The following is a 24,256-nucleotide window of genomic DNA, read 5'->3' on the forward strand; positions in this document are numbered from 1 at the left end:
CAAATAAAGCTTTAAGGTACTGGATTCCCGCTTTTGCGGGAATGACATAAGAGTCATGCAACAAGGGCACGCAGGTATGATATGAAACGGGCCATGTAATAAGGCCGCTTTTATCTAAGAATAACATACATTTCTCAACTTATGAAAATCAAAACTTATCATGTTTCTTTTTTATGGTCTGTTATAAAGCCGTATAAATATTGGTATTTTGTTATGATGCTTGGGCCTATTGCAAGCGGCTTTCATCCTATTATATATAATTATGCCGTAAAGCTTGTGCTTGATTTATTTACCCAAAATGAAAAGATTATATTTGCTCAAAGTTATAAACCGATAATATGGTTTGTAGCAGCACAAGCTATACTTGATGGTGCTTGGCGTGCTCATAACTTTGCACAACTTAAAGCAATGCCTCATATCTTTCAAGGCATGATGAATAAAATATGTAATCACTGTTTTAATTTGCCGTATACTTATTTTCAAAATAACCTTTCCGGTTCTATCGTTGGAAGAGTACGGGGCATAGGTGATAATTATTATAAAATGCACCAAGCAATCGAGTATCAATTAAGCAAACCGTTATTAATTACCTTGCTTTCCGGTATTGCACTGGGTCTTACTAATATTAAAGTATTTGTTGTCATTAGTACCTTTATGGCTATTGACTTACCGCTTGCTTTACAGTTTTTTACTAAACTTGTTACAATGGAACAAGATAAGCAAGATTCTTGGTAGCTGATTGTATTATAAACATCTTTACTATTTTTTCGTTTGCAGCAAAGCAGCGAGAATTAAATAAAGTAAATGATTATTACCATAATGTACATAACCCTCTAATAAAAATATTACAAATATGATTTAATTATTTGTATAATACTCAGTTTAGTATATTGGGTATATAGGTGTATTTGTGTATGTAATTCATTTAACGTAATCTTGGTGAAATTAGTATCGGCGATATTGCTTTTATTATGTCCCTTACTTTTTTAGTGACTGAAAATTCGTGGCATGCCACTATGGAACTTAAAGACTTTTTAGAAGATATAGCAGCGTTTCGCTCCGCCTTTACAATCATGCAAATCCCACAAGATACTATAGATAAAAAATGCTGCTGCATTAAAAATCTTCAAAGGGGAGATTATATTTAAGGATATATCGTTTGCTTATAAAGAGGGGAGTAGTGTATTCCAGTCTCTTAATTTTTGTATATTAAAGCCGGTGAGAAAGTGGGTATTGTCGGGAATTCAGGTAGCGGTAAATCCACTTGATATTATAATCGATAACCAAAGCCTTTACGATACTTCCTTTGACAGCCTGTGGGAGCAGATATCATTAATTCCTCAAGATATTATGCTTTTTCATCGCTCAGTAGGTAAGAATATCGGATATGCAAAAGCTTTGCCTTGGGAAATAGAAAATGCCGCCAAAGCTGCAAATATCCATGAATTTATCGAAAGTTTACCGGAAAAATATAACACCATTGTCGGTGAGAGAGGAGTAAAGCTAAGTGGTGGACAGAGGCAACGTATAGCAATTGTCCGTGCTATTCTTAAAAACGCTCCGATTTTGGTTTTAGATGAAGCAACTTCAAGCCTTGATAGCCATACAGAGCAAGAAGTACAAAAATCTATTAATACCATGCTTGATATTGAGAATGTCACAATAATTGCTATAGCCCACAGATTATCTACTATCAAGCATATGGATAGAATTATTGTTATGGATAAAGGCAAGATCGTAGAAGACGGCACTTTTAAGGAACTCTGGGAGCATCAAGTTAACGGATTTGTTTAAACCGGCGTTATATTAAGAATATGTAAGGTATCTCTAGGCAACAAAAAGCTAACTATGAAGTTCATAACCTAATAAAAGGCATTTATTACATTTATAATCAAATATTTCAGGAAATGTTGTTTTGAATTGCCAATCTTTTTTACAAGATGGACAATTTGAATAATTAGAACGTGCATAGGAGTTTCCTGATACCAGTGCTGCTATAGGATAAAAAACTTTCTTTTTTAAACATTTTTGTATTCGCTTACTCATTTTTCTTCCTTTTATAGAAATATCACTATCTAATTCTGCTAATTGTTTTTCCATTAAAGGTTCTAATGTTTATAGCTTGAAAGCCATAAGCTGCCGCATAATCATTTTGCCAAGAAGTAATTGTTCCTCCGAGATATCAGTCTTTATCATTTATTATATATAAAGGTAGATATCTCCCCTCATCTGTACGTAATATAAGTTGCTCTTCATAAAGCGTTTTGACCATAGGAAATAGGTTATAGAGGAATTTTGCATTTTCAATATTTTTTTCGATATCAATAGGTGTTTCACTAACATAGTCTGCTGTTATTTTATAACTAATTATTACGCCCAATTGCTCTAATTCATCTTTATCTTTCAATGCATGATATGTCTTAAATGTGAAGCATGCAAAGCATCTTTATTAGGAATTACTGCATAAAAAACCAATTTATTTTTTGTAAGACTAAAAATTCTCCATTATTTAATATATTACCGTTTTGGTATAAAGAACCGATAAAACTACAAAGTAAATGCCAATAATAAGAATTGCTTACTTTTATTAAACGATATAGTAACAAGATATATATTAGACATAGTTTAAATAAAATTTACCTATTTAGCTAAGAATGCTGCCTTTTATAATCTAACTTAATTGGAGTTTATTGCTAAAAAATAACTATTTAGGAGTAAACTCCTAAATAGTTACATTAGTATATAAGTAAGATAACTAAACATAATTGAGAATTTTAACATGGCTTTATAGAAAAGTATAAAGTACTACTTTTCATGAAAAGAGTTATACCCCTAAGGCTTTTTTTCCTTTAGATTGTTCTTGTTCAACTGTTTGAGTATGAGACTTAACTTGAGGAATTGCAAGATCGACTACATGTTCATATCTAACGCCATTTTCAAATAAAACTTGACCGCATTTATTCACTTGAATAACATCTTCTTTAGAGAAGAGAATTTTTTTTATTTAAAATAACTTCCGTGATGTTATAAAGGAATTTCCAAGATAGTTCTATTCTTTCTTGTAATGTCAGCTTTTTATTTTCTGGTTTTTGACTATAAGGGCCACATTTGGCATCATGAAGTCATTACCTCCTTCACAGGTAATATATTTTTTTTTTATGTGCTTGCTATTTGCTTATACATTAAAAAATATTAATAATAATGCTAATAAGCAACCTATGGCAATTAAAACATGAGTATTAAAATTAGACACTATTTTGCTCTTCCTTGTTGTTGAGTTAAGTTGTGTGTTTTAGAAAGTATAGTAACCACTGCTTTACCTATATTAACTAAGTTAGCTATATCAGGAGTGAGCTTTGCAATTGCTAAGACCGGAGGCGGTAATAAGTTAGTTTTTATTGTGAGACTTATAACATTTCCGAGTTCTTGACTTCCTGGTATTACTCCTACTATTTTTTTATGTTGCTTGCAATTTTCGTAGCTTTTTCTGCTGCTTTACATAAGGATTCTATCTTTTCGCTACAAGAAGCTTCCGGATGTAATACTTTTAATAATTCTGTTTTAGCTTCATTTAGATTACCAGAAATAGTATTCTTTACAAAGTTTAATTTGTCAATATTTGTATCTTGTGGAATTGCACTTTCAATATTACTTTTTAGTTTTGTTATTTTTTCTTCTACTTCATCTTTGCTTTTTGGTATAGCTTTAGTAGCTTTTACAATATTCTCTAGTGAAGCTTGGTTATTAGGGTTTTTATTTGCTATTTCAATAATTTTTCGAGTCGGTTCTTTTGATATTTCTGAAATTGTAGCAACTTTTTTGGCTTTTTCATAGATGTTTTCAAGCTTCTCATGAGATTTAGCTTCTTCCCTTATTTCTTTTATATTATTATGCAATTTTGTTATTTTTGGCAATAATTTTTTCAGAGTCAATAAGATTATTTACTTTTTCAAGTATTCCTCTTGTTTGTATAAATATTCCAAGCATCGGTATTTGAGTCGATATAACCCCGACTAATATATTGTCTAATGATTCTATAATTTTTTTAGAAGCTCCAGGATAGAGTTTATCTCATTCTTGCTGAAATAAAATGTGTTCTAAAACATTTAAACATTTTTCTACAATAATCCTGTCAAATAAAAAGATATCTTTTGTTTTTTAACTGTTCTTGATATGCTTTCTCAAGTGCTTCAGATAAAGTATTTATAGATTCTTGGATTGTCCTATTAAAAAGTTTTTCTATTTTAGCTACATCGATATTTTCAGTGTGAGATAATTCATTAAAGAATTTTGTAAAATATAAAATAAGATCTTCTAAATCTTTTACATTCATTTTCAAAGATTTGGTAAAACCTTTTAATTTTATTAAAAATCTTTGTTATTCTTTATTTAATCCGCTGAAACTAGAAAAATCAAGTATAGACATAGTAAAATAGTTATCATTGCCCTTGATATTAATTTTTGTTATATTACGTGCTAACATTGCTACAATAGATTTATATTGTTTTATTAGGATATGGGTATATTCTTGAAAGATTAAACTAACTAACATATTATCAATGATTCAAGAAATTTATGCGTAAATTAATTACATTTATTGTTACATTATTACTAACTAGTTCGGTTGCAGCAGTTGATTTGCAGGGAGCTTTAACTGAAGGATATAAGAATAATGAGGAGCTGAAAGCTGCTAGAATTAAGTTTTTAGACTCGATTGAGCAGTTTCCGCGAGCTTTTTCGGGGTTTATGCCTAGTGCCGGATTACAGATTAATAGACAACATAATAAGACTAAATATAATAAAAAATATGCTGATAGGCTTGGTCTTACTCCAAGGGACACAGATAGTGATCAAGGTGCATTAACAATTCAACAGTCTCTATTTAATGGTGGTTCTAGCGTTGCGGCTCTTAAAGCTGCTCAAGCAGGATTTAGAGCTGCACGGGGTGCATATTATGCCGGTGAACAAAAAATATTATTAAATTTAATAACTGCGTATCTTGATTGTTTTGAGAGCAAAGAGAAATATGATATTTCCGAAAGTAGAGTTCGCACTAACATACAACAAGTTAACACCGTTGAGGAAAAATTAAGACTTGGAGAAGCAACGGAAGTAGATATAGCAACCGCAAGAGCGGGGCTTGCAGCAGCAGAAACGAATAAACTAGCTGCTTATGCCGATTTTCAAGGAAAAAAAGCAAATTTTATTAGAGTATTTGGAATAGAGCCGACTAATATAACTATGCCTGAGTTACCTAAAATGTTACCTGCTTCATTAGATGAGTTAACTGGAAGAGCTGCTAAACTCAATCCTGATATTGATTCGGCAAGGCATAATGTAACTGCGGCTAAAGCTTTAGAAATGGCAGAAAAAGGGAAATTATTACCGCAAGTAAGTGTGCAACTGCAATCCGGTAGAACATACTACAATCCACAAGGTGATATAAATGCTATAAATAATAGAAGCTATACTACTACTCTTTCGGTAAATATCCCTATTTATCCTGAGGGAGGAGCTCAATATTCAAGAATCAGATCGGCTAAAAATCAAACAAGAAATAGTGCAGTTCAGCTTGATAATGTGATAAAGCAGACCCAAGCAGGGTTGTAAGCGTGTGGGAGGGATTTGAAGCAGCAAAATCTCGTATTGTTGCCGCTAATCAAGGAGTGGATGCTGCTCAAATATCATATGACGGTACTGTGCAAGAGGAAATAGTCGGATCTAAAACAATATTAGATGTTTTAACTGCCGAAGAAAAATTATACGAAGCAAAAATAACTCGTGTGGATGCGTATAAATCTTCAGTACTTGCGGCATATCAAATGAAATTGTTAACTGGCGAGCTAACGGCTCAAAGTTTAAAACTTAAAGTAAAATATTTTAGTCCTGAAGAAGAGTTTAAGACTATTAAAAAGAAAATGTTTATAGGTTTCTAACGTGAGTAAGGACAATAAAAAGAACCAAGATATGTCGATAGAAGACATATTAAAATCGATTAAAGGAGTAATAAACGAGCGTAAAAATCCTATTCATGAAAATGATAGCGAAGATGAAGATGTATTAGAGCTAACGGAAATAGTAAATCAAGATGAAGAAGAAAAGTTAATATCAACTAAATCTGCTGAAGAGGTAGGTGATATTTTTAAAAATTTTACCGATACTATTAAAGATAAAAAGCTGGGTAATAATATCTCATCTAAAAATGCACTTGAAGAATTAGTAATTGAGATGTTAAAACCAGAACTTAAAGCTTGGCTTGATAAAAATCTACCTGTACTTGTTAAAGAGTTAGTAGAGATTGAGATAAAGAAATTGGTGCAGAATAGTAAGAGGTAGGGCAGTGAATGTCATTGCTAGCTAAAAGCGGGGGAGGTGTATGGCTTTTTTATGTCATTCCCGCGGGCGCGGGAATCCAGCAATTAAAAGGTATATACACAGTAAGTTTTAATATTAAAAGCTCGATTTATCTCGCTTTACCCTGGATTCCTGCTTTCGCAGGAATGACATCGAACAACCTCCTGCTATCAAATAAATTATTTAATAAGGCATTATATGTTAAATAAATTATGTAAGATATTATTTTTTATAAATCTATTATTAGTGATAGTTCAAAGTTATGCTTCACCTCCGTCCTTACCGCCATCATTACCGGCTGCCGAAGTAGATACTAAAGATAAGGATGTTCGCTCTAGTGCCGATATTTCTTTTTTTGATAAATTTAAGCAATTTTTTAGTAAACCAAAAAAGAAAGATATACCCCCTAAACAAGCAAGTGAACAAACTAAAGCAGCCCATCAAGAAGAACCAAAGCTAGCTTCCCAAGAGCCTAATGACAATGAACAAGCTGAGCCGTTTATAGATGTCGGTAATACAGCATTGCCTAGTGCTACAAGTGATAACGTTCATACAAATCCCAGTCATGAAAGTAGTGTAAATTTAGCTTCTCATGACATTCAGGAATCTAATGAAGCCGAGGTATCTGAACCTTTTATAGATATTGGTAGTGCAACGTTACCTAGTGTTACAAGTAATGAAATGCATGAAGCACAAGTTGCTTCTAATGAGCATAATGATACAAATTTAGCTTCTAATATTATAATTCCTAACGTACCGAGACCGATAGTATCTATGCCTCCGGCTCAAGCAGAAAGTTATGTAGTGCCTCCGCAGCGACCGGTGCAAATATATAAACCAACCAATTTGCCGCCTGTGCATAAGCCTATTCCGCTTAATCCCCCTCCTGATGCTAATAAAGAGGAAGAAAGCGTAGCACCGATAGCACCGCCCTCTATAACTAATATACCTGCTGTTTCTCCGCCTGTGGTTAGCCCGCCGGTAACCCAAGATAATACATCAAGTACTATGCCGACAACAGTACCTCCGGCAGTACCTCGTAATGTACCTGCACCTTCGGTAATGCCTACAAATCAACCTTCTACACAGCCTATAACACCGACTAGCCCAAATACACCCGTTACTACTCCGTCTAAAGTAATTCCTACAACCGATTCTTCAGCAGCACTCAATAACTCGCAAGAGACATTTGTAGCTGTTTCAGATGTCCCAAAAAAACAAGATTGGAATAAGCCGCTTATACCCGTTGTTGTAGTGAAGCTGAATCAACTTCAGCCTTTACAAATTAATAATAATCAAACTACAAATAATCAAGAGAAATCACCTCCGGTAAGCTCTCCAAATGTCACGATTCAAAAACAAGATAATAACGTAAATAATGAAACATCGGAGTTGGTAACAAAATTTGTTAAAGATGAGATACAAATGTTACTTTTACCTGATGATGATATAGTTCTTGGTAAACTAACAGAGCAGGCGACTTTAGAGCAGATGGATATGTATGCATATATAGAGCTGTTCCAAAAGAAAGCAGAATGGATAGCAAGTGCCGAAAGAAGAAAAGTTGTAGAGAGTTTTATTAAATATGGTAATGATATAAATAAAAAGAAAGATATTTATGCCAATCTATCTTATTGTAGTGCAGTAGAGAATGCTTTTAGAGCAGTGGATAGAAACAATCTTTTTGGGTTGCGTGCGTTACTTGACGTTTATCCTATATTGCAAGAAAAAGGTAGAAGCGGTGAGACATTACTAACTGCTGCTATTTATAACGATAATTACTATTTAGCAAAATTTTTGGTCATACGAGGTATTAAAATTTCTACTCTAAATGATGAGTGCCAATATCCATTAGATATTGCATTAGCTCAAGGCAACGCTAACATAGCTTGTATGTTAATCAAAGCTAAGGGATATTGATAAGATTATTTTTATCGTCATTGCAAGCGACTGTAAGGAGCGTGGCAATCTCATAAAATAGTATAAAATCCTGAGATTGCTTCGTCAAAACTTACAGTTTTGCCTCGCAATTACGTAGAATTTTCAAACAATTTCTTTAAAGCTTAATTGCTTTTCTATGTTAAATAGTTTAATTTAGGAGAGAAAATAATTAATTAAATCTCTAATATATGAGCGATTTATTCAGCTTTAACAAAGAAAAGAAAAATAAGCTAGTCGATAATAACTATAGTGCAAAAGATATTGAAGTATTAGAGGGGCTTGAGCCTGTTCGTAAAAGACCGGGGATGTATATCGGGGGTACTGATTCAAATGCTATGCATCATTTAGTATCTGAGGTGCTGGATAATGCTATGGATGAAGCAGTTGCCGGCTTTGCAAGTATCATCACGATAACAATGCATCATGATCATAGTATTACTATATTTGATAACGGTCGCGGTATCCCTATTGATAATCATCCTAAATTTCCTGACAAATCAGCTTTAGAAGTAATTTTAACTACTCTTCATTCAGGAGGTAAATTCTCAAATAATGTTTATCATACTGCAGGCGGATTGCATGGTGTTGGAATATCGGTAGTAAATGCTTTATCTAAACATTTAGAAATAAAGGTTTATAAACAAGGTAAATTATATAGCCAAAGTTATTCTAAAGGAGAAAAATTAACTGATTTAATATGTGAAGAAGCATCTAAAAGGCTAAGAGGTACATCAATAAATTTCACTCCCGATCCGGAAATTTTTAGTGAAAAATTACATTTTAATCCTAAAAAGATTTATGAGCTTGCAAGGTCAAAAGCTTATTTATATCGCGGTGTTACTATAGAATGGGCATGCGAAGTAGAAGTACAGTCAGATATACCTAAAAAGGCATTAATAAGTTTCCCGAACGGTTTAAAAGATTATTTAAGTTCAAAAATAACTTTAGATAATTTAGTTATTCCGGAATTTTTGCAGGTAATATAGAGTCTACGTCGGACAGGATAAAACTTGAATGGGCGATTTGTTGGCAAAATAACGATAGCTCGGCATTTGTTCAATCATATTGTAATACTGTTCCGACTCCTCAAGGAGGAACACATGAGCAAGGACTTAAGTCGGCTATTTTACGTGGGCTTAAAGCATATGGTGAAATGATAGGGAATAAAAAAGCTGCTAATCTAACTATTGAGGATATTTTAGAAACCGCAAGTGTCGTACTTTCTATTTTTATAGCTGAGCCGTCTTTTCAAGGACAAACTAAGGAAAAATTAGTATCAAACGGTGTAAGTAAACCGGTCGAGAATATAATAAAAGATCATTTTGACCATTTTCTTAGTAGCGATAAAGCTTTAGCTACTAATTTACTTGAGCATGTAATTAGCATTGCTGAGTTTAGAATCAGTAAGAAAAACGAAAAAAATATTTCCCGTAAAAATGCCACTCAAAAATTACGTTTACCCGGTAAACTTGCCGATTGCACACGCACTTCACCTGAAGGGACGGAATTATTTATTGTAGAAGGTGATTCGGCAGGAGGCTCTGCAAAACAAGCACGTAATAGAGAAACGCAAGCAGTATTACCGCTATGGGGTAAAGTTCTAAATGTTGCGAGTTCTACGCTTGAGAAAATCGTTAATAATCAAGCAATACAAGATTTAGAAATAGCTCTTGCCTGCGGTAGTTTAAAGAATTATAAAAAAGAAAATCTGCGTTACGAAAAAATAATTATTATGACTGATGCAGATGTTGACGGTGCTCATATAGCTTCATTATTAATGACTTTCTTTTTTTTACGAATGCCGAAATTGGTAGAAGAGGGGCATTTATATCTAGCTAAGCCTCCGCTTTATCGTTTAACGCAGTCTAATAAAACTTATTATGCAGGCGATGAAGAGGAAAAAGCTAAGTTAACGGATAAATTATTAAAAGCTAGTAAAGCTAAAATTGAAGTAGGTAGGTTTAAAGGTCTCGGTGAAATGATGCCTGCACAATTAAAGGAAACTACTATGCATCCGGAAAAAAGATCGCTTTTAAAGGTAACTTTAGCAGATTTTCAAAATGTTGATAAAATAGTAGATGATTTAATGGGTAAAAAGCCGGAAAAAAGATTTCAATTTATTTATGAACAGGCTTTAGTTAAAATGGATAAAATTATTAGTGAGCTGGATATTTAATCGTTATTGCGAGGAGCCGTAGGCGACGCGGCAATCTCGTCAAATATCCTAAGATTACTTCGTAATTTTCCTCGCAATGACGCTTTGCTTAAAAAAACACACATATTTGGAGTATTATGTTATTACGTTTAATTATAACACTATTTTTTATTATAAATTCTATTTGTGCATTTGCAGAAGGAGAAAAAGAAACTGAAAATAAAATATCAAATCAGGAAGCTTATAAGCAATTTCAAGACGTATTTGAACGTATCGAAAAGGCTTATGTACAGGTACCCGATAAGCAAAAAATGATAGATGAAGCAATTAACGGTATGTTAAACTCACTTGATCCCCATTCAAGCTATTATACCGATGAGGATTTAGAAGATATTTTTACTTTTACAAAAGGTGAATTCGGCGGAATCGGTGTTGAAATAATGTATGATAGCGGAGCAATTAAGATAATATCGCCTATTGACGATTTGCCGGCTTTTAAAGCAGGGCTTAAAGGTGGGGATTATATAGTAGGCGTGAATGACGAGTTAGTCTCTACGCTTGGTCCTAATAAAGCTATAAAAGAGATGCGTGGTACGCCTGGTACTAAGGTTAAATTGTTGATAATTAAGGAAGAAGAGGCAAAACCGCAAGAGCTAGAGCTTACTCGCGAAATAGTAAAAATCAAGCCGATAAAAGCACATTTAGAAAAAAATAATATTGCATATATACGTATAACTACTTTTAATGAGTCAACAATTTCTGAGCTGAAGGCAGCAGTAAAGAAGTTAAAAACTGAGAGTAAAGATGACCTTAAAGGTATAATTCTAGATTTACGTAATAATGCCGGAGGTATACTCGATCAAGCTATTGCTGTTAGTGATTATTTTATTGATTCCGGTGTAATTGTAACAACAAAAGGTAGAACTACATCAAGTAATAGCGAAATTAAAGCAAATGAGTTTTCGTTAAAAGCTCCCAAAGTACCTATGATAGTTTTAATAAACGGTAATTCTGCCTCTGCCTCGGAAATAGTTGCCGGAGCTTTGCAAGATCATAGAAGAGCAATAATACTTGGCACTAAGTCTTTCGGTAAAGGATCAGTTCAGGCTTTAACGCAAATCAATTCTAGGGCTGCCGTAAAACTGACTATATCTAAATATTACACCCCAAGCGGTCGTTCTATTCAAGCAGAAGGAATAGAGCCTGATATTTTAATTGAGTCGGCGAAAGTTGAGTATCCAGAAGTGAAAAAAATAGATAAGCGTTTTTCTGAGAGTTCTTTAAAAAATTATTTGAAGAATGATAATGAAAAAAACAAAGATAATGCATCTAAAAACAAAGATAGCCAAAAAGAAACAAAAGCCAAAAATAATAAACAAGAAGAGAATGAATTATCGGAATTATACAAAAAAGATTATCAATTTGCTCGTGCTTATGATGTAATTACAGGGTTGATTATTAATAAGAAGCTGGAAACAAAAGAGAGAGTTAAACAAGAAGATAAGTAGAGAGGATAATATCATTCTCGGTTTTGCTGCATGGATAGATTCTTCGTCATAAGCTACGGAAAAACTGTAAGTTTTGTACGTACGCGATCTCAGGAACCCTGGTTTATGAGATTGCCACGCTCCTTTTAGTCACTCGCAATGACGATTTGGTATGCGAGCAAGCCTTCCGCAGGGATGACATCAGTTGAGTTAAAAATAACTACTAGGTCTTATAATGAACCATAATAAGTATATAGTAAGATTGTCATTCATTATATTGTTTCTTAATATTGTCATAAATATGATGTTTTATCGTTATTTTATGATAAAAGAAATGATAGTAAAACAAGTGGCTTTGGAACATACTAAAATTGTAGAACTTTACACTGATAATATTTGGAATACTCATCAGAACGTAATCAGTAAATTACACAAATTCGATTATTTAAAACTATTACAAGATCAAGAGTTTATTAATTTTGCAAAGATTACCGCTCAATGGTTCACCAATCTTAATATTAATATTTCTCTCTACGATCTCAAAGGTAATAAATTCATCACTAGTAATATGTTACATATGTATAGTGTAGACAATTATAAAGATGATAGTTTGGTTGAGATAGTTACCGCAAAAATCGATAAATTTTTTTTAAAATCCTTTACTTCAAAAGCTCCGCTTCGAGATGCTTTTGAAGGTATTACAAGTCATATATTATTACCAAGGGTAGTAATAGAAAATGAAAGTGATTTAACAGTGGAAGAGGCTTCTTTTGTTACTAGCTATATCCCTGTTATAAGTAATAATTTAGATTTTCCCGTAGATGTAGTATTTGAGATTAACACTAATATTACCAGCCAGTGGCAAAATATAACCTCTCTTGAGCAAAAGGTTTTTATAACTTTTATCATTATTTTTATAATATTCTGCACTATAATTATTAGTAATACTAACTATGCTAGACAAATCATTGAGGAGCAGCTTGAAACAAATAGAAATTTAAAAGCTCAAATAGTAAAAGTAGAAAAAACCAGCTCTTCAAATACAAAGTTTTTTACTAATATTAGTCATGAATTGCGTACACCGCTTAATGCTATAATAGGCTTTTCGGAAATTCTTATGTCGGAAAGAGATGCAGAAAAAAGTAAAAATTATATTAAAGATATAAATGATGCCGGTAAGCATTTGCTTAGTATGATTAATGATATTTTAGATCTTTCTAAAGCTTCTGCCGATAAATTAAAAGTAGATAGTATAGATCTTGATTTAAATAAATTAATTCGTTCTTCGCTGATACTTGTTAAGACTCGTGCCGATCAAGCCGAAGTGGCTTTAATTAGTAGATTACCGAAAGAGCATGTGGTTATAAAGGCTGATCCAAAAAGGCTAAAACAAGTATTCTTAAATCTTTTATCAAATGCCGTGAAATTTACGAATTCCGGAGGAAGTGTTACTATTGCACTTGAAAAAGATGAGTTAGCAAAATTAGTATATATAAAAGTTATAGATACCGGTATCGGTATTGAGGAAAAAGATATCCCAAAAACTTTATCGGCGTTCGGTCAAATTGATAGTGAGCTTAGTAGAAAATATGAAGGTACCGGTCTTGGGTTGCCGCTTACTAAAAAGCTGGTTGAACTTATGAACGGTAAATTTGATTTGCAAAGTAAGATAAATGAAGGTACCACCATAACAATAACGTTTACATATGACTGTAGTATTGAAATATAAAAAATTGTGTGGAATATTAAAAAAATTTCGGTATTATAAAAAAATTATAAATTTTTAAAAAATATATGAAACTGATTGTCTTATTATTTACTTTTTTATTTTCTATGTTTTCTTTCGGAGAAAGCGAAACTATTAAAGGAAAGCCTTTAAAATATGCAGCAAATAATGATTTTGAAAATAGACTAGATGAACAGGAACAAGAAATCAGAAGGCTAATCGGTAAAGTTGAGGTTTTACAGCATAAAATTGATATGCTAACGCAGAACTCAAATATTTCAAATCAAGAAGAAAATACTGAAGTTTTAGAAGCCGGTGATTCAAAAAAACAAGATGTTTTTGATATAGCTTTGCTTAAAGATATGCCGGATAATGCGCCTAAAAAACCTATTGCGGTTAATAAGGATATAGCTCCTGATAAGCAAGCCTACGATTTGGCTCTTGCTGCTTATAAAGATAATAAACTTACTGAAGCAAAAGATAAGTTTAAACATTTTATCCAAAAATATCCTAACAGTTTGCTAATTAGTAATGCTTATTTCTGGTATGGGGAATGCTTTTTTAAACAAAAAGACTATAACGGGGCAGCGGTTAACTATTTAAAAGGCTATAAAGAGTTACCGAAAGGGGCAAAATCTTCCGATGGGTTATTGAAGTTAGCACTTTCCTTAGGCGAACTAAAAAAAACTCAGGAAGCATGTAATATGCTTGCTAAGTTTGATAAGGAATTTCCAACTAATAGAACTGCCGCATCCAAGAAAATGGCAGAAGATGCTAAGATTAAATTTGGCTGTAAAAATAAATAAAAATAATAAAATATGACTGATATTTTGGATGAAGTACTGAGTGATCACAATGAAGAAAAAAGGTTAATTTTTTTCAAAAAGCTTTTACCTATAATAATAATCATTTCTATAATAGCTATTACTATAATGGTTGTTATTAATAATAATAAAGATAAAAGAATTAAAAATAACCAAAAAAACGGAGATATTCTTGTTAAGACTGTTGGTTTGGAAACAACAAAAGATAATGAAGAATTAGCTTTTAATACTTTAGAGAATTTAGTTACTACTAGTAATACTAAAATCAAAGAAATAGCTGCATTAGAACAAGTAGCCATAAAGATTTCAAAAAAAAAATATTCAGAAGCGAAAGACCTGCTTAATAAAATTATTGAAAATAAAGAATATTCCGAAATTTCTACTTCTTATGCACGTATTTCATGGTGTAGTCTTGTTATTGATGATCACAATCTAGATATTCAAGATAAAGAGAAATTGACCAAATATTTAAATTATTTTGATGACGAGAAAAAACCTTTTTGGGCTACAGCAACTATTATAAAAGCTATGTGGGATATTAAGAATAATATGAAACCGCAAGCAGAAAAAAATCTAAAAAATTTATTAATTTCAAATAATGTATCTGATCTAATAAAAGATCAGGCTAAAGCATTGCTTGTAAATTTAAATAAATAATAATTCGTACTTAAGGAAAAATATGACAAAAAAAATAGCACTTCTGTTATTACCGTTTATTTTAATTTCATGTAACGGGCTTGGACCAAAAAGGGTAAAAAATATTGTTGAGTTGACTTCTAAATTAGCAATTCAGACTCATGAGCCTATATATTTAGATTCTAATGCAAATATATATGCATTTAATGCAAATATGCTTAAGAATAAACAGTATAGTTTCGCTAGAAGTAAAACGATTACCGAGCCGGTTTTTATAGGCGATATGATTTATGCATTGGATATTAGATCGAATATTTCTGCATTTTCTATAGAGAAAAATAAGATTATTTGGTCTTATAATTTAAGTAGACATAAAAAAGATAATTATATAGGCGGCGGAATTTTACACCATAACGGAAAATTATACGTAACATACGGTTCAAGGTTGTTAGTAGTGCTAGATGCAAAATCAGGTTATGAAATAATTAGAAAAGAACTTCCGGATATTATTAGAATTAAGCCTATTGTGCTCAATGATAATACTGTCTTAGTGCAAACTATCAGTAATCAAACTATTGCTTTAAATGCAGAAACTTTAAAAACCGTATGGGAACATGAAAGCCTAGCGGAAGTTTTGTCGGCTAGTTATTTTATGACGCCGATAGTACAGTATGACAATGTAATAGTAACTTATAATTCCGGGCAAATACTTGCCTTAAATATAACAAACGGTGAAGTAAAATGGAATTTTGAGTTTACAAATCTTAATGATCGTACAGCTATACCGAATTTTGACGAATCAAGTATTTTATGTACTCCCGTTCATGATAATATGAATCTGTATATAGCAACCGGTCTTGGTAAGCTTATTAAGCTTAATGTAGCAACCGGCAGTGTGATTTGGCAGGTAAATGCCGAGGATATTCAATCAATGTCTTTAATCGGTAATAGTCTATTTGTAACAAATAATGCTAGACAAATAGCAGCATTTAATCCTGAAACAGGGAAAGTAAAGTTTGTAGCTGATTTAAATGATGGACAAGATCCTAAGAAACTAAAATCTGCTGCTTTTTTAGTACCTTTTGTTGGAGTTAATAATAACAATAAGCGAAGTTTAAATGTTATTTCCGTTAACGGTGTTTTATATAGTTTTGATGTTGATAATAATGGATTAAACATGATACCTCATGTTGTCAAAATTATAAAAAATATTCGTTATTATGGGCTAAGCGCAAATAATAATTTATATTTTTCTACCGATAGAAAAATAATATTCGGAAGTAAATAAATTATATTTAGCTTGACAGATAGCGGGTATTAATGCTATTAAGTATGTTGCTTGATTCTTTAATTTTAAATTCTAATTAAAAAGATACTATTGTGAAAACTTACTCGGCAAAGCCATCGGAAATTGAAAAGAAATGGTGGGTCATAGACGCAAAAAATATTGTACTAGGACGACTCGCTAGCAGAGTTGCTAATATGCTACGTGGTAAGCATAAGCCTAGCTTTACACCTCATTTAGATTGTGGTGATAATATAATCATAATAAATGCGGAGCATGTAAAATTAACAGGTAAAAAAGCAAATCCCAAAGACGGAAAAATATATTACAGATATACAGGATTTCCAGGTGGGATAAAAGATACTACGGCAGGTAAAATCTTAAGTGGTAAACACCCTGAGAGAGTTATTAAAATGGCCGTAAAAAGAATGATTACAAGAAATGCTTTAGGTGCTAAGCAAATGAGTAATTTGTATGTTTATGCAAATGGTGATCATCCTCATATGGCACAGCAACCTACTGTTTATGATTTTGCAAGCCAAAATCCAAAAAATAAAAAGTAATAGAATATGCCCGAGTTAAAAATTAAAACAGAAAAAGTAGAAAAGCAGTTAACTAAAGAACCTTTAGTATTAAAAACTCCTAAAGAAAAAATAGATAATTTAGGCAAGTTTTATGCTACAGGTAAAAGAAAAAATGCTATAGCACGAGTATGGCTTAAAGTAGGAAAAGGAAAAATAGTTGTTAATAAAAAAACAATAGCCCAGTACTTTCCTTCTGAAACTTATGTAAAAACTATCTTAAAGCCGTTTGTCTTAACAAAAACTATTGATCAGTATGATATAATTTGTACTGTTAGAGGTGGAGGAATTTCAGGACAGAAAGGTGCTATTTTACATGGAATTTCTAAAGCTTTAGATAAAGCTGCTCCGGATTTTCATGCTATTTTGCGTAAAGGTGGTCTTTTAACACGTGATTCTAGGGTAGTAGAGCGTAAGAAATACGGACAACGTAAAGCACGTAAGAAAACACAATTCTCTAAACGTTAAGATACAATTTGAGAAGTTGCTAGTCAATTGTTGCATGGATCAATTTTTTATTGTCATCCCGCGACTTGATCGTGGGATCCAGCTTAAAATATTTAAATTAATAAGTACATTTTCCAAGCCATGCAACCGCTTTTATCTAGAATGACACTTCTTAACAAATTATATAAACACTTTTCCCCTGGCGGGGTAGCTCAGCTGGTTAGAGCGACGGAATCATAATCCGTGTGTCGGGGGTTCAAATCCCTCCCTCGCTACCATTCATCCGTCTTTTTGACAGTTCTATGAACCGGAGCGTAGCCAACAAATCTATGTAAGGATTCGAGTACCAGATCCAAATTACCTTTAGAAAGAGATTATGCCAAGGAGTCTATTTTATATTAGGTTCTGTGAAGATCTCTAAAACGATTTGATTTGCACTAAAAAATATCTCAAAATAAAGTCAATTAGAAATCTTTACAAAGCCTAGCATTTTATGAAATTGATTTTAACAAGTTTAATTTTTATATTTATGAGTTTTCTTCCAATATATGCTAAATCCTTACTTAAAGGGTGCATGTATCTGAAAGATATCGACCCTACAATTATTCAAAATATGCATTATTATTCAGATGAAAATTTTGTTGGTAAAAAGGTAGATGGTTATAAAGCACCGGAAGCAATTTTAACCATATAAGCTGTTAAGGCTCTTAAAGCAGTACAAGCTGAGGTACAAAAAGATGGTTATTCACTGATTATATGTATATAGACCACAAAAAGCTGTACAACATTTTTAAGATGGAGCAAAGATAATATTGATCAAAAAAATAAGGAAAGCTTTTACCCGTATACAGATAAGTCTAAATGTTTTATATTAGGTTATATAGCTGAAAGATCTAGTCATAGTAGGAGTACTGTAGATTGATCAATAATAAAGCTTCAGAAGGAAGTTAATAATAATTCTGAAGTCATTATTAAGAGAAAGCTGAAAGACGCGCGTGTTATAATCCTCTTTAGATGACAATACGGTAGACATTTATACTTCTTTTGACTTATTTGATGAAGCTTTACCTCATGATAGTAAATTAATTGATAAGCAATATTTAGCAAAACGTAATTATTTATGTTCTAAGATGCAAAACCATAATTTTAAAGCATGTAAAATTGAGTGGTGGCATTATACAACTTGCAGATGAGCCTTATAAAGATCAATATTTTAACTTTGATATAGAAAAAAAACTATGACAGTATTAAGTGAGAAAATTTAATAATAAGACATGTTATAATAAACATAAAGTAACGTTATGCCAAATTATCATATTAAATTTTTACCAAATAGAGTTAAGTTAATCGGTTATTTTTGTAGACTTATTTTATTACCAAATTTAATACCAGCTGATTCTAGTGAAAATAGTTATGACCAAAGCCTTGATAGAAATAAGGTATATTCTGTACATTTAAAACCTTTTTCTAATACCTCTACATATTTTTTAGATGAGCATCCTGATCATACCTTTGTACATATTGCTGATAAAAAATATATTTTATATGGATTGGTTAGAGAGCTAAAATTTGCGTTTGAAGATATAAATTCATGATTTTTAATGCCGGAAACTCAAATTGATACGGTTAATTGGGAAACTGAAACAACAACAAATTACTGTCTAAGTAATATTCATTATAAACTTATTTCATATAAGAGAAGTAAAAGATTTTATTGCTAATATAACTATATCTAATCTAGCAAATGCATTTACTGCACATATAATCGGTGATAATAATTATAACCTAATAAAGAATGATAGTACGTACATATTATATGATTGAATCTAGTTGCGATAAAGATTAGTTTATTGTCTAGAGGAACAAATGAGTGTGCTGTATTTACTTTAGGCAATAATACGGGGATATTTCATTATTTAGTGCTATAAATGAATGAATTGAAGGTGATAAAGAGGTAAATAGTGCTGTTCTACAAGTACTATATATATAAAATTTTTACTGAATTAATGATTCAAATTCTTTTACGACGGCTTGGTAAAGTTTACGTTTAAACGGTATTATAATAGATAAGAGTTCATCAAGTGATGCCCAACGCCATTGGTCAAATTCCGGATTAGAGGTATTTATATTAATATCTTCGTTATTTCCGGTAAACCTAATTAAAAACCAGCGTTGTTTTTGTCCACGAAAATTACCGTTCCACAGTTTAGGTATTAAAAAGCTTGGTACATCATAACTATACCAGAATTTGCTTTCGGCAATAATATATCCTTTATCGCTGCCTATTTCTTCTAACATCTCACGCATTGCTGCAATACTTGGTGTTTCGCCGGGAACTATCCCACCTTGCGGCATTTGCCATGCAGATATTTTTGTATCTATTCTTTTACCGACGAATATATGGTTATCGGCATTTAATATCATCATGCCGACCCCTGGTCTATATGGTAAATCAAGATGTTTTTTGGAAGAATTGCTCATTATTTTTTTACTTTAAAAAATCAATTATAATTTTACTACTTTATTTTTACCCGTTGTTTTAGCTTCATACATAGCTTTGTCAGCACGTTCAATGAAAGATTCTATTGATTCTTCTTTTTTATATTTCGTAACTCCGATTGAAATAGTTGTTTTTAAAGGTTTAATTTGATCTTCAATGTGAAAATTCATATATTCTATTTTAACTCTAACTCTCTCCGCAGTTTCAATTGCTTTAGAAATATCTATATCCGTTAAGAGTATAGTAAATTCTTCACCGCCGAATCTTGCTATTAAGTCTGTTACTCTGAGAGTATTCTTCAAAATACGGGATACAATTGTTAAAACCTTATCGCCTGCTTGATGACCGTAAGTATCGTTTACATGTTTAAAATTGTCGATATCGCACATAAGTAAATATAATTTAATACTTTCTTTATTAGTTTTCTCAATAATTTGTTTGAGATGTATATCGAAATAGCGACGATTAAATAAGCCGGTTAGACCGTCTTTAACTGCTAAATTGACACTTTGTTCAAGATCATTACGTAAATTATCTTGATATTGCTTACGTCTTAATTGTGTTCTAATTCTAGCAAGCAATTCGCTTTCCTCTATAGGATAAACGAAATAATCATTAATACCGAGTTCAATACCTTTCACAACCAAAGGCATACCGTCTTCATCAATTTGTAAAATTATTACTACGCCGTTTATTTCTACTTTACCTCTTAAAATAACACTGATCCTCAAAGGATCGTCATTTTCGAGCGTACTACTGATAATTACTAAATCGGGGGTATATTCATTTATAATATCTAATTCATCGGAATTACTTATTACCTTTACGTTTTGGGTAAGCTTAAGTAACATTTTTTTTATATTTTTAGCTTGTACCACATCATCATTAATTAGTAATATTTTTTTATCTGCAAAAGTGTCATGCATTTCGATATTTGTTACGCCTAATAATGCATTAGTGCTATTACGAAGCTTTAACTCATCAATTAAACTTTTCATTCTAGATAGCGATTTAAGTCTTACAAATAGAGCAGTATCGTTAATCGGCTTTGTTAAAAACTCATCAGCTCCTGCCTCAAGACCTTTAACTCGATCATCAATATCGGAAAGTGCAGTTACCATTACAACCGGTATATGAGTAGTTTCCGGATCGGTTTTTATCGTTTTACATACCTCAAATCCATCCATTTCCGGCATCATAACATCAAGTAGTATAATATCAATTTTTTCTTTTTTAAGAATTGCTAGTGCTTCTTTACCGCTATTTGCAGTAAGAACCGTATAATACTCTTTTAAAAGTTTGGCTGTTAGTAACTTAATATTGGGTTCTATATCATCTACTACTAATATTGTGGTCATAAGATTAAATTCTTGTTTTTAAAGGAAATAATTTGTATATTTATACTTTAATTTTAAGTCTTAAATGTAAGATATATGAAAATTTCAGCAAATTCAATTAGAACAGGTAACATATTAGTGTATAATAATGATTTATGGGTTGTCAGCAAAACACCGGAACATACTCAACCCGGGAAAGGTGGAGCTTATGTACAAGTTGAGATGAAAAATTTAAAAACAGGGACAAAGCGTAACGAAAGATTCAGTTCTGCCAATTATTTAGAAAAAGCTGAACTTGAACAAAAAGATTATCAATTTTTATATTTTGAAGGTGATGATTTGGTATTAATGGATACCAAACATTTTGATCAAATAAATATTTCCAAGGAAATGTTAGAAGAAAAATTATCTTTCTTAACTGAAAATATGATTGTTAAAGTCGAATTTTATAATGACAAGCCTTTAAATATTGAGCTTCCTCCAACTGTTATACTTGAAATTAGTGAAACTGATCCGGTAATAAAAGGAGCAACCGCTACCGCTTCTTATAAACCAGCAATTTTAGAAAACGGTATTAAAGTTAAGGTCCCGCAATATTTAGAAATAGGAGAAAAAATTGTGGTTAAAACTGATGATATGACATATGTCGAGCGAGCGAAGTAAGCTGTTTTATTGAACTATGGATACCACCCCGTCATTGCGAGCAGCCGTAGGCTGCGTGGCAATCTCGTCAAATATCCTGAGATTGCTTAGTCAAAACTTACAGTTTTTCCTCGCAATGACGACTTTCAGCATCCACTCAGGCAATGCTTTTAGCTAGGAATGGTATCAATTTTTTAAAGCCATACGACATAATTTCTAAAACTAATAATTAAAAATATCAAATGCAACCTATAACTAATTTATTAATTAATGCCCTGCGTAAAGCTGTTAAGTTTTTGCATAGAGATTTTTTAGAACTTGAAATGCTACAAAAAAACTCTGTAAGAAATGAAGAATTTTGTAAGCGATCTTATTTAAAATTAAAAACTTTATTATGTGAAGAATTACAAAAATATACACAATATTTATTTTTTCCGGAGGATAAATTCGATTTAAATAATAATTATGAGGGTGTTTTTTTAATTAATCCTATAGATAGCCCAAATAATTTCGCCAGAAGCATACCTTTTTTTGCGATATCCGTAACTTATTTAAAAAGGAATCAAGAAGTTTTAATTCCTACTTCTACAGTAATATATTTTCCTGCTCTTAATGAAATTTATTATGCTGAAAAAGGTAAGGGAGCTTGGATAGAAAAAAATAATTTAAACTCTAATTATCAAGGATTAAGACTTAGAGTTTCCGATAATGCCGATTTAAAAAACTGTTTAGCAATTATTGAAGGTGTAAATCATAATGATTTGGAGGAGATAGAGGTAGATAATATTAGATCTTTTGGTTCTCTTTGCTATGGGGCTACGCTTGTAGCGTCAGGTAAAGCGGATTTAATATGTTTATCATTATTAAATTTTACATTATATTATGCATTTGAGCTTTTTATTAAGGAAGCAGGCGGGATAATTATAGATTCTAGCGATAAATTTCTATATTCAAATCGTTATATTGCTAAAAAACTTAAAAAATATTAGACAAGAAATTATTTTAGATTTGCATTTTTATTGTTATAATAATATTAATATAATTATTAATTCATAAAGTTATGGCACATTATAAAGAGTTTGCATTTGACTGCGATTTTAGTGGACAAAGAGCCAAGTTTAAGTTTTATATAGGTACGCCTCAAGAAGGGCATCATCCGCTACAATTTCAAGCAAAATGGTTATCTGACGAAAGAGGCGGTACTATTCCTGATGATGTTATGAAAGCAATATCACAGCTAAATGATCTTGCCAAAAAAAACGGTGTTCCACTCTCGGATTTATGCGTATATGCTCTTGGTTCTGCGCAAGAAGTCCAAGCTACCCCTCAAGACGAAGATGAAAATGAGAGTGAGAACCAAGAGGATAAAGTAGAGCAGGCATAGTTAAAAATAATAAGGAGATTCATAGAGATTAAAATGAAACAATATAATGATTTATTTAAAATTATTCACCGCGAAGGATATATATTTATTGCTAGCTTTGCATTAGTAAGTTTTTTATTAGCATCATTTAATGAAAAACTTGGCTGTATTGGATGTATTGCTACTGCTTGGTGTATTTATTTTTTCCGTAATCCTGATCGCTTTGTGCCTATAAGTGATGATCTGGTAATAAGTCCTGCAGATGGAATAATTCAAGAAATTAAGGAAGCATTGCCGCCTCCGGAATTAGGACTTGGTGATGTGGAAATGATTAGAGTTAGTATTTTTCTAAATATTTTTAATGTACATGTTAATAGAATCCCGGCAAACGGAACAATTTTAGCACTTCATTATAATCCAGGAAAATTTTTTAATGCTTCACTCGATAAAGCTAGTATTTATAATGAGCGTCAATCAGTATTAATGGAAACTGCTCAAGGTCAGAAAATTGTTTTTGTTCAAATAGCCGGACTTATAGCAAGGCGTATAGTTTGTGATTTAGAAGAGGGTAATGAAGTTAAAACGGGCGAGCGATACGGTATAATTCGTTTCGGTAGCAGAGTAGATGTTTATTTACCGTTGAAAACAGCTTTATTAGTGAGTAAAGGGCAGACTGCTATAGGCGGTGAAACTATCATTGCTGATTTTGGACGTAAAAAGACAACAGAATTTAAGTTTGAGAGGAAGTAGCCTCATCACTTTAAAACCGTCATTGCGAGCAGCTGTAGGCATGGTTTGTTTATGTCATTCCCGCGTAGGCGGGAGGGAATCCAGTGAAACGTATAAAAAACAAGTTTTTTATCTGTTTATTTTATCAAATATATAATTTTGTACCAATTAAGATTATTTTTTTCTGGATTCCTGCTTTTGCAGGAATGAGACATCGACAGCCATGCAACCACACTGTTTTTTCCTTGC

The 24,256-nt window shown here is 32.0% G+C and carries 26 protein-coding genes, 1 tRNA gene and 4 pseudogenes; 23 read left to right on the plus strand and 8 right to left on the minus strand.

Translation table 11 applies throughout. The features are described 5' to 3' along the window. Window positions 1–141 precede the first annotated feature (141 nt). Both ACSFFC_RS04000 and ACSFFC_RS04005 read left to right on the plus strand, forming a co-directional pair. Window positions 142–735, plus strand: a complete 594-nt coding sequence (locus ACSFFC_RS04000; RefSeq protein ID WP_231282976.1) for an ABC transporter ATP-binding protein — start codon at window positions 142–144, stop codon at window positions 733–735. Between the two features lie 591 nt (window positions 736–1,326). Then, a complete protein-coding gene (locus ACSFFC_RS04005) occupies window positions 1,327–1,794 on the plus strand; it encodes an ATP-binding cassette domain-containing protein (RefSeq protein ID WP_267878485.1) in 468 nt (155 codons plus the stop codon). 48 nt (window positions 1,795–1,842) lie between these two features. On the opposite strand, the gene ACSFFC_RS04010 is transcribed toward ACSFFC_RS04005, so the two are convergent. From ACSFFC_RS04010 to ACSFFC_RS04035, 6 genes and pseudogenes are all read right to left on the minus strand, one after another. Next, window positions 1,843–2,100 (minus strand): DUF8594 domain-containing protein, encoded by a 258-nt coding sequence (locus ACSFFC_RS04010; RefSeq protein ID WP_041472191.1) that lies wholly within the window; start codon window positions 2,098–2,100, stop codon window positions 1,843–1,845. 82 nt (window positions 2,101–2,182) lie between these two features. Then, complete coding sequence (locus tag ACSFFC_RS04015) at window positions 2,183–2,407, minus strand: hypothetical protein (protein ID WP_499217197.1); 225 nt, start codon at window positions 2,405–2,407, stop codon at window positions 2,183–2,185. Window positions 2,408–2,824: 417 nt separating this feature from the next. Next, window positions 2,825–3,253: pseudogene (locus tag ACSFFC_RS04020) on the minus strand (DUF2660 domain-containing protein). 196 nt (window positions 3,254–3,449) lie between these two features. Beyond that, window positions 3,450–3,932: a hypothetical protein gene (locus ACSFFC_RS04025; RefSeq protein WP_196792914.1), complete on the minus strand. Its 483-nt coding sequence runs from the start codon at window positions 3,930–3,932 to the stop codon at window positions 3,450–3,452. Window positions 3,933–4,132: 200 nt separating this feature from the next. Then, window positions 4,133–4,333, minus strand: coding sequence for a hypothetical protein (locus ACSFFC_RS04030; protein ID WP_014410460.1), 201 nt, complete (start codon window positions 4,331–4,333; stop codon window positions 4,133–4,135). A 45-nt stretch (window positions 4,334–4,378) separates the two neighbouring features. Continuing rightward, on the minus strand, window positions 4,379–4,552 hold the full coding sequence (locus ACSFFC_RS04035) for a hypothetical protein (RefSeq protein ID WP_499217198.1): 174 nt from the start codon (window positions 4,550–4,552) through the stop codon (window positions 4,379–4,381). 23 nt (window positions 4,553–4,575) lie between these two features. Here ACSFFC_RS04035 and ACSFFC_RS04040 point away from each other — a divergent pair. The 17 genes and pseudogenes from ACSFFC_RS04040 to ACSFFC_RS04120 all read left to right on the plus strand — a co-directional run bounded on the left by ACSFFC_RS04040 (window position 4,576) and on the right by ACSFFC_RS04120 (window position 19,260). Further along, window positions 4,576–5,936: pseudogene (locus ACSFFC_RS04040) on the plus strand (TolC family protein). Window position 5,937: 1 nt separating this feature from the next. Continuing rightward, on the plus strand, window positions 5,938–6,336 hold the full coding sequence (locus tag ACSFFC_RS04045; RefSeq protein ID WP_014410462.1) for a DUF2497 domain-containing protein: 399 nt from the start codon (window positions 5,938–5,940) through the stop codon (window positions 6,334–6,336). A gap of 8 nt (window positions 6,337–6,344) precedes the next feature. Next, window positions 6,345–6,563 carry a hypothetical protein gene (locus ACSFFC_RS04050; protein ID WP_014410463.1) on the plus strand — a complete coding sequence of 73 codons (219 nt, stop codon included), beginning with the start codon at window positions 6,345–6,347 and terminating at the stop codon, window positions 6,561–6,563. After that, window positions 6,553–8,274 (plus strand): ankyrin repeat domain-containing protein, encoded by a 1,722-nt coding sequence (locus ACSFFC_RS04055; protein WP_014410464.1) that lies wholly within the window; start codon window positions 6,553–6,555, stop codon window positions 8,272–8,274. Before ACSFFC_RS04050 ends, ACSFFC_RS04055 begins: the two co-directional genes overlap by 11 nt. A 209-nt stretch (window positions 8,275–8,483) precedes the next feature. Further along, window positions 8,484–10,471 (plus strand): annotated as a pseudogene (gene parE / locus ACSFFC_RS04060) (DNA topoisomerase IV subunit B). 116 nt (window positions 10,472–10,587) lie between these two features. Next, window positions 10,588–11,958 carry a S41 family peptidase gene (locus ACSFFC_RS04065; RefSeq protein ID WP_014410465.1) on the plus strand — a complete coding sequence of 457 codons (1,371 nt, stop codon included), beginning with the start codon at window positions 10,588–10,590 and terminating at the stop codon, window positions 11,956–11,958. 214 nt (window positions 11,959–12,172) lie between these two features. Continuing rightward, window positions 12,173–13,666, plus strand: coding sequence for a sensor histidine kinase (locus tag ACSFFC_RS04070; protein WP_014410466.1), 1,494 nt, complete (start codon window positions 12,173–12,175; stop codon window positions 13,664–13,666). A gap of 65 nt (window positions 13,667–13,731) precedes the next feature. Continuing rightward, window positions 13,732–14,469, plus strand: coding sequence for a tol-pal system protein YbgF (ybgF, locus tag ACSFFC_RS04075; RefSeq protein ID WP_004996379.1), 738 nt, complete (start codon window positions 13,732–13,734; stop codon window positions 14,467–14,469). Between the two features lie 12 nt (window positions 14,470–14,481). Next, window positions 14,482–15,144 carry a DUF2659 family protein gene (locus ACSFFC_RS04080; protein WP_014410467.1) on the plus strand — a complete coding sequence of 221 codons (663 nt, stop codon included), beginning with the start codon at window positions 14,482–14,484 and terminating at the stop codon, window positions 15,142–15,144. A gap of 22 nt (window positions 15,145–15,166) precedes the next feature. Next, window positions 15,167–16,411, plus strand: coding sequence for an outer membrane protein assembly factor BamB (locus ACSFFC_RS04085; protein ID WP_014410468.1), 1,245 nt, complete (start codon window positions 15,167–15,169; stop codon window positions 16,409–16,411). 92 nt (window positions 16,412–16,503) lie between these two features. Then, on the plus strand, window positions 16,504–16,971 hold the full coding sequence (gene rplM / locus ACSFFC_RS04090; RefSeq protein ID WP_004996373.1) for a 50S ribosomal protein L13: 468 nt from the start codon (window positions 16,504–16,506) through the stop codon (window positions 16,969–16,971). Between the two features lie 6 nt (window positions 16,972–16,977). Then, the gene (gene rpsI, locus ACSFFC_RS04095) at window positions 16,978–17,457 is read left to right on the plus strand and encodes a 30S ribosomal protein S9 (protein WP_014410469.1); all 480 of its coding nucleotides are present in this window, start codon (window positions 16,978–16,980) and stop codon (window positions 17,455–17,457) included. Between the two features lie 180 nt (window positions 17,458–17,637). Then, window positions 17,638–17,714, plus strand: a tRNA-Met gene (locus ACSFFC_RS04100). A gap of 215 nt (window positions 17,715–17,929) precedes the next feature. Continuing rightward, window positions 17,930–18,130 carry a hypothetical protein gene (locus ACSFFC_RS04105; protein ID WP_014410470.1) on the plus strand — a complete coding sequence of 67 codons (201 nt, stop codon included), beginning with the start codon at window positions 17,930–17,932 and terminating at the stop codon, window positions 18,128–18,130. Window positions 18,131–18,467: 337 nt separating this feature from the next. Then, on the plus strand, window positions 18,468–18,629 hold the full coding sequence (locus ACSFFC_RS04110) for a M15 family metallopeptidase domain-containing protein (RefSeq protein ID WP_014419740.1): 162 nt from the start codon (window positions 18,468–18,470) through the stop codon (window positions 18,627–18,629). A 108-nt stretch (window positions 18,630–18,737) separates the two neighbouring features. Continuing rightward, window positions 18,738–19,031 carry a hypothetical protein gene (locus ACSFFC_RS04115; RefSeq protein ID WP_014273276.1) on the plus strand — a complete coding sequence of 98 codons (294 nt, stop codon included), beginning with the start codon at window positions 18,738–18,740 and terminating at the stop codon, window positions 19,029–19,031. A gap of 6 nt (window positions 19,032–19,037) precedes the next feature. Beyond that, window positions 19,038–19,260: pseudogene (locus tag ACSFFC_RS04120) on the plus strand (hypothetical protein). 171 nt (window positions 19,261–19,431) lie between these two features. Here the strand turns inward: ACSFFC_RS04120 and ACSFFC_RS04125 are convergent. Together ACSFFC_RS04125 and ACSFFC_RS04130 are read right to left on the minus strand one after the other, a co-directional pair. Continuing rightward, the gene (locus ACSFFC_RS04125; protein ID WP_004996360.1) at window positions 19,432–19,917 is read right to left on the minus strand and encodes an RNA pyrophosphohydrolase; all 486 of its coding nucleotides are present in this window, start codon (window positions 19,915–19,917) and stop codon (window positions 19,432–19,434) included. Between the two features lie 24 nt (window positions 19,918–19,941). Then, window positions 19,942–21,294: a PleD family two-component system response regulator gene (locus ACSFFC_RS04130; RefSeq protein ID WP_014410471.1), complete on the minus strand. Its 1,353-nt coding sequence runs from the start codon at window positions 21,292–21,294 to the stop codon at window positions 19,942–19,944. Window positions 21,295–21,369: 75 nt separating this feature from the next. On the opposite strand from ACSFFC_RS04130, the gene efp reads away from it, so the two are divergent. From efp to ACSFFC_RS04150, 4 genes are all read left to right on the plus strand, one after another. Beyond that, window positions 21,370–21,936 carry an elongation factor P gene (efp, locus tag ACSFFC_RS04135; protein ID WP_012719501.1) on the plus strand — a complete coding sequence of 189 codons (567 nt, stop codon included), beginning with the start codon at window positions 21,370–21,372 and terminating at the stop codon, window positions 21,934–21,936. A gap of 221 nt (window positions 21,937–22,157) precedes the next feature. Beyond that, a complete protein-coding gene (locus ACSFFC_RS04140) occupies window positions 22,158–22,904 on the plus strand; it encodes an inositol monophosphatase family protein (protein WP_014410472.1) in 747 nt (248 codons plus the stop codon). Window positions 22,905–22,975: 71 nt separating this feature from the next. Continuing rightward, on the plus strand, window positions 22,976–23,299 hold the full coding sequence (locus ACSFFC_RS04145) for a DUF2610 domain-containing protein (protein WP_014410473.1): 324 nt from the start codon (window positions 22,976–22,978) through the stop codon (window positions 23,297–23,299). A gap of 33 nt (window positions 23,300–23,332) precedes the next feature. Further along, the gene (locus ACSFFC_RS04150; protein ID WP_014410474.1) at window positions 23,333–24,028 is read left to right on the plus strand and encodes a phosphatidylserine decarboxylase; all 696 of its coding nucleotides are present in this window, start codon (window positions 23,333–23,335) and stop codon (window positions 24,026–24,028) included. Window positions 24,029–24,256: the final 228 nt, after the last annotated feature.

The sequence above is a fragment of the Rickettsia parkeri genome (assembly GCF_051427245.1).
GTDB lineage: Bacteria > Pseudomonadota > Alphaproteobacteria > Rickettsiales > Rickettsiaceae > Rickettsia > Rickettsia rickettsii.

Bases quoted from the DNA above. Each gene is read 5' to 3' on its own strand.
- ACSFFC_RS04085 (WP_014410468.1), top strand. From the start codon at position 15,167: ATGACAAAAAAAATAGCACTTCTGTTATTACCGTTTATTTTAATTTCA.
- efp (WP_012719501.1), top strand. From the start codon at position 21,370: ATGAAAATTTCAGCAAATTCAATTAGAACAGGTAACATATTAGTGTAT.
- rpsI (WP_014410469.1), top strand. From the start codon at position 16,978: ATGCCCGAGTTAAAAATTAAAACAGAAAAAGTAGAAAAGCAGTTAACT.
- ACSFFC_RS04115 (WP_014273276.1), top strand. From the start codon at position 18,738: ATGCCAAATTATCATATTAAATTTTTACCAAATAGAGTTAAGTTAATC.
- ACSFFC_RS04070 (WP_014410466.1), top strand. From the start codon at position 12,173: ATGAACCATAATAAGTATATAGTAAGATTGTCATTCATTATATTGTTT.
- ACSFFC_RS04010 (WP_041472191.1), bottom strand. From the start codon at position 2,100: ATGGAAAAACAATTAGCAGAATTAGATAGTGATATTTCTATAAAAGGA.
- ACSFFC_RS04125 (WP_004996360.1), bottom strand. From the start codon at position 19,917: ATGAGCAATTCTTCCAAAAAACATCTTGATTTACCATATAGACCAGGG.
- ACSFFC_RS04140 (WP_014410472.1), top strand. From the start codon at position 22,158: ATGCAACCTATAACTAATTTATTAATTAATGCCCTGCGTAAAGCTGTT.
- ACSFFC_RS04055 (WP_014410464.1), top strand. From the start codon at position 6,553: ATGTTAAATAAATTATGTAAGATATTATTTTTTATAAATCTATTATTA.
- ACSFFC_RS04030 (WP_014410460.1), bottom strand. From the start codon at position 4,333: ATGAATGTAAAAGATTTAGAAGATCTTATTTTATATTTTACAAAATTC.
- ybgF (WP_004996379.1), top strand. From the start codon at position 13,732: ATGAAACTGATTGTCTTATTATTTACTTTTTTATTTTCTATGTTTTCT.
- ACSFFC_RS04080 (WP_014410467.1), top strand. From the start codon at position 14,482: ATGACTGATATTTTGGATGAAGTACTGAGTGATCACAATGAAGAAAAA.
- ACSFFC_RS04000 (WP_231282976.1), top strand. From the start codon at position 142: ATGAAAATCAAAACTTATCATGTTTCTTTTTTATGGTCTGTTATAAAG.
- ACSFFC_RS04130 (WP_014410471.1), bottom strand. From the start codon at position 21,294: ATGACCACAATATTAGTAGTAGATGATATAGAACCCAATATTAAGTTA.
- ACSFFC_RS04035 (WP_499217198.1), bottom strand. From the start codon at position 4,552: ATGTTAGTTAGTTTAATCTTTCAAGAATATACCCATATCCTAATAAAA.
- ACSFFC_RS04050 (WP_014410463.1), top strand. From the start codon at position 6,345: ATGTCATTGCTAGCTAAAAGCGGGGGAGGTGTATGGCTTTTTTATGTC.
- ACSFFC_RS04150 (WP_014410474.1), top strand. From the start codon at position 23,333: ATGAAACAATATAATGATTTATTTAAAATTATTCACCGCGAAGGATAT.
- ACSFFC_RS04105 (WP_014410470.1), top strand. From the start codon at position 17,930: ATGAAATTGATTTTAACAAGTTTAATTTTTATATTTATGAGTTTTCTT.
- ACSFFC_RS04145 (WP_014410473.1), top strand. From the start codon at position 22,976: ATGGCACATTATAAAGAGTTTGCATTTGACTGCGATTTTAGTGGACAA.
- ACSFFC_RS04065 (WP_014410465.1), top strand. From the start codon at position 10,588: ATGTTATTACGTTTAATTATAACACTATTTTTTATTATAAATTCTATT.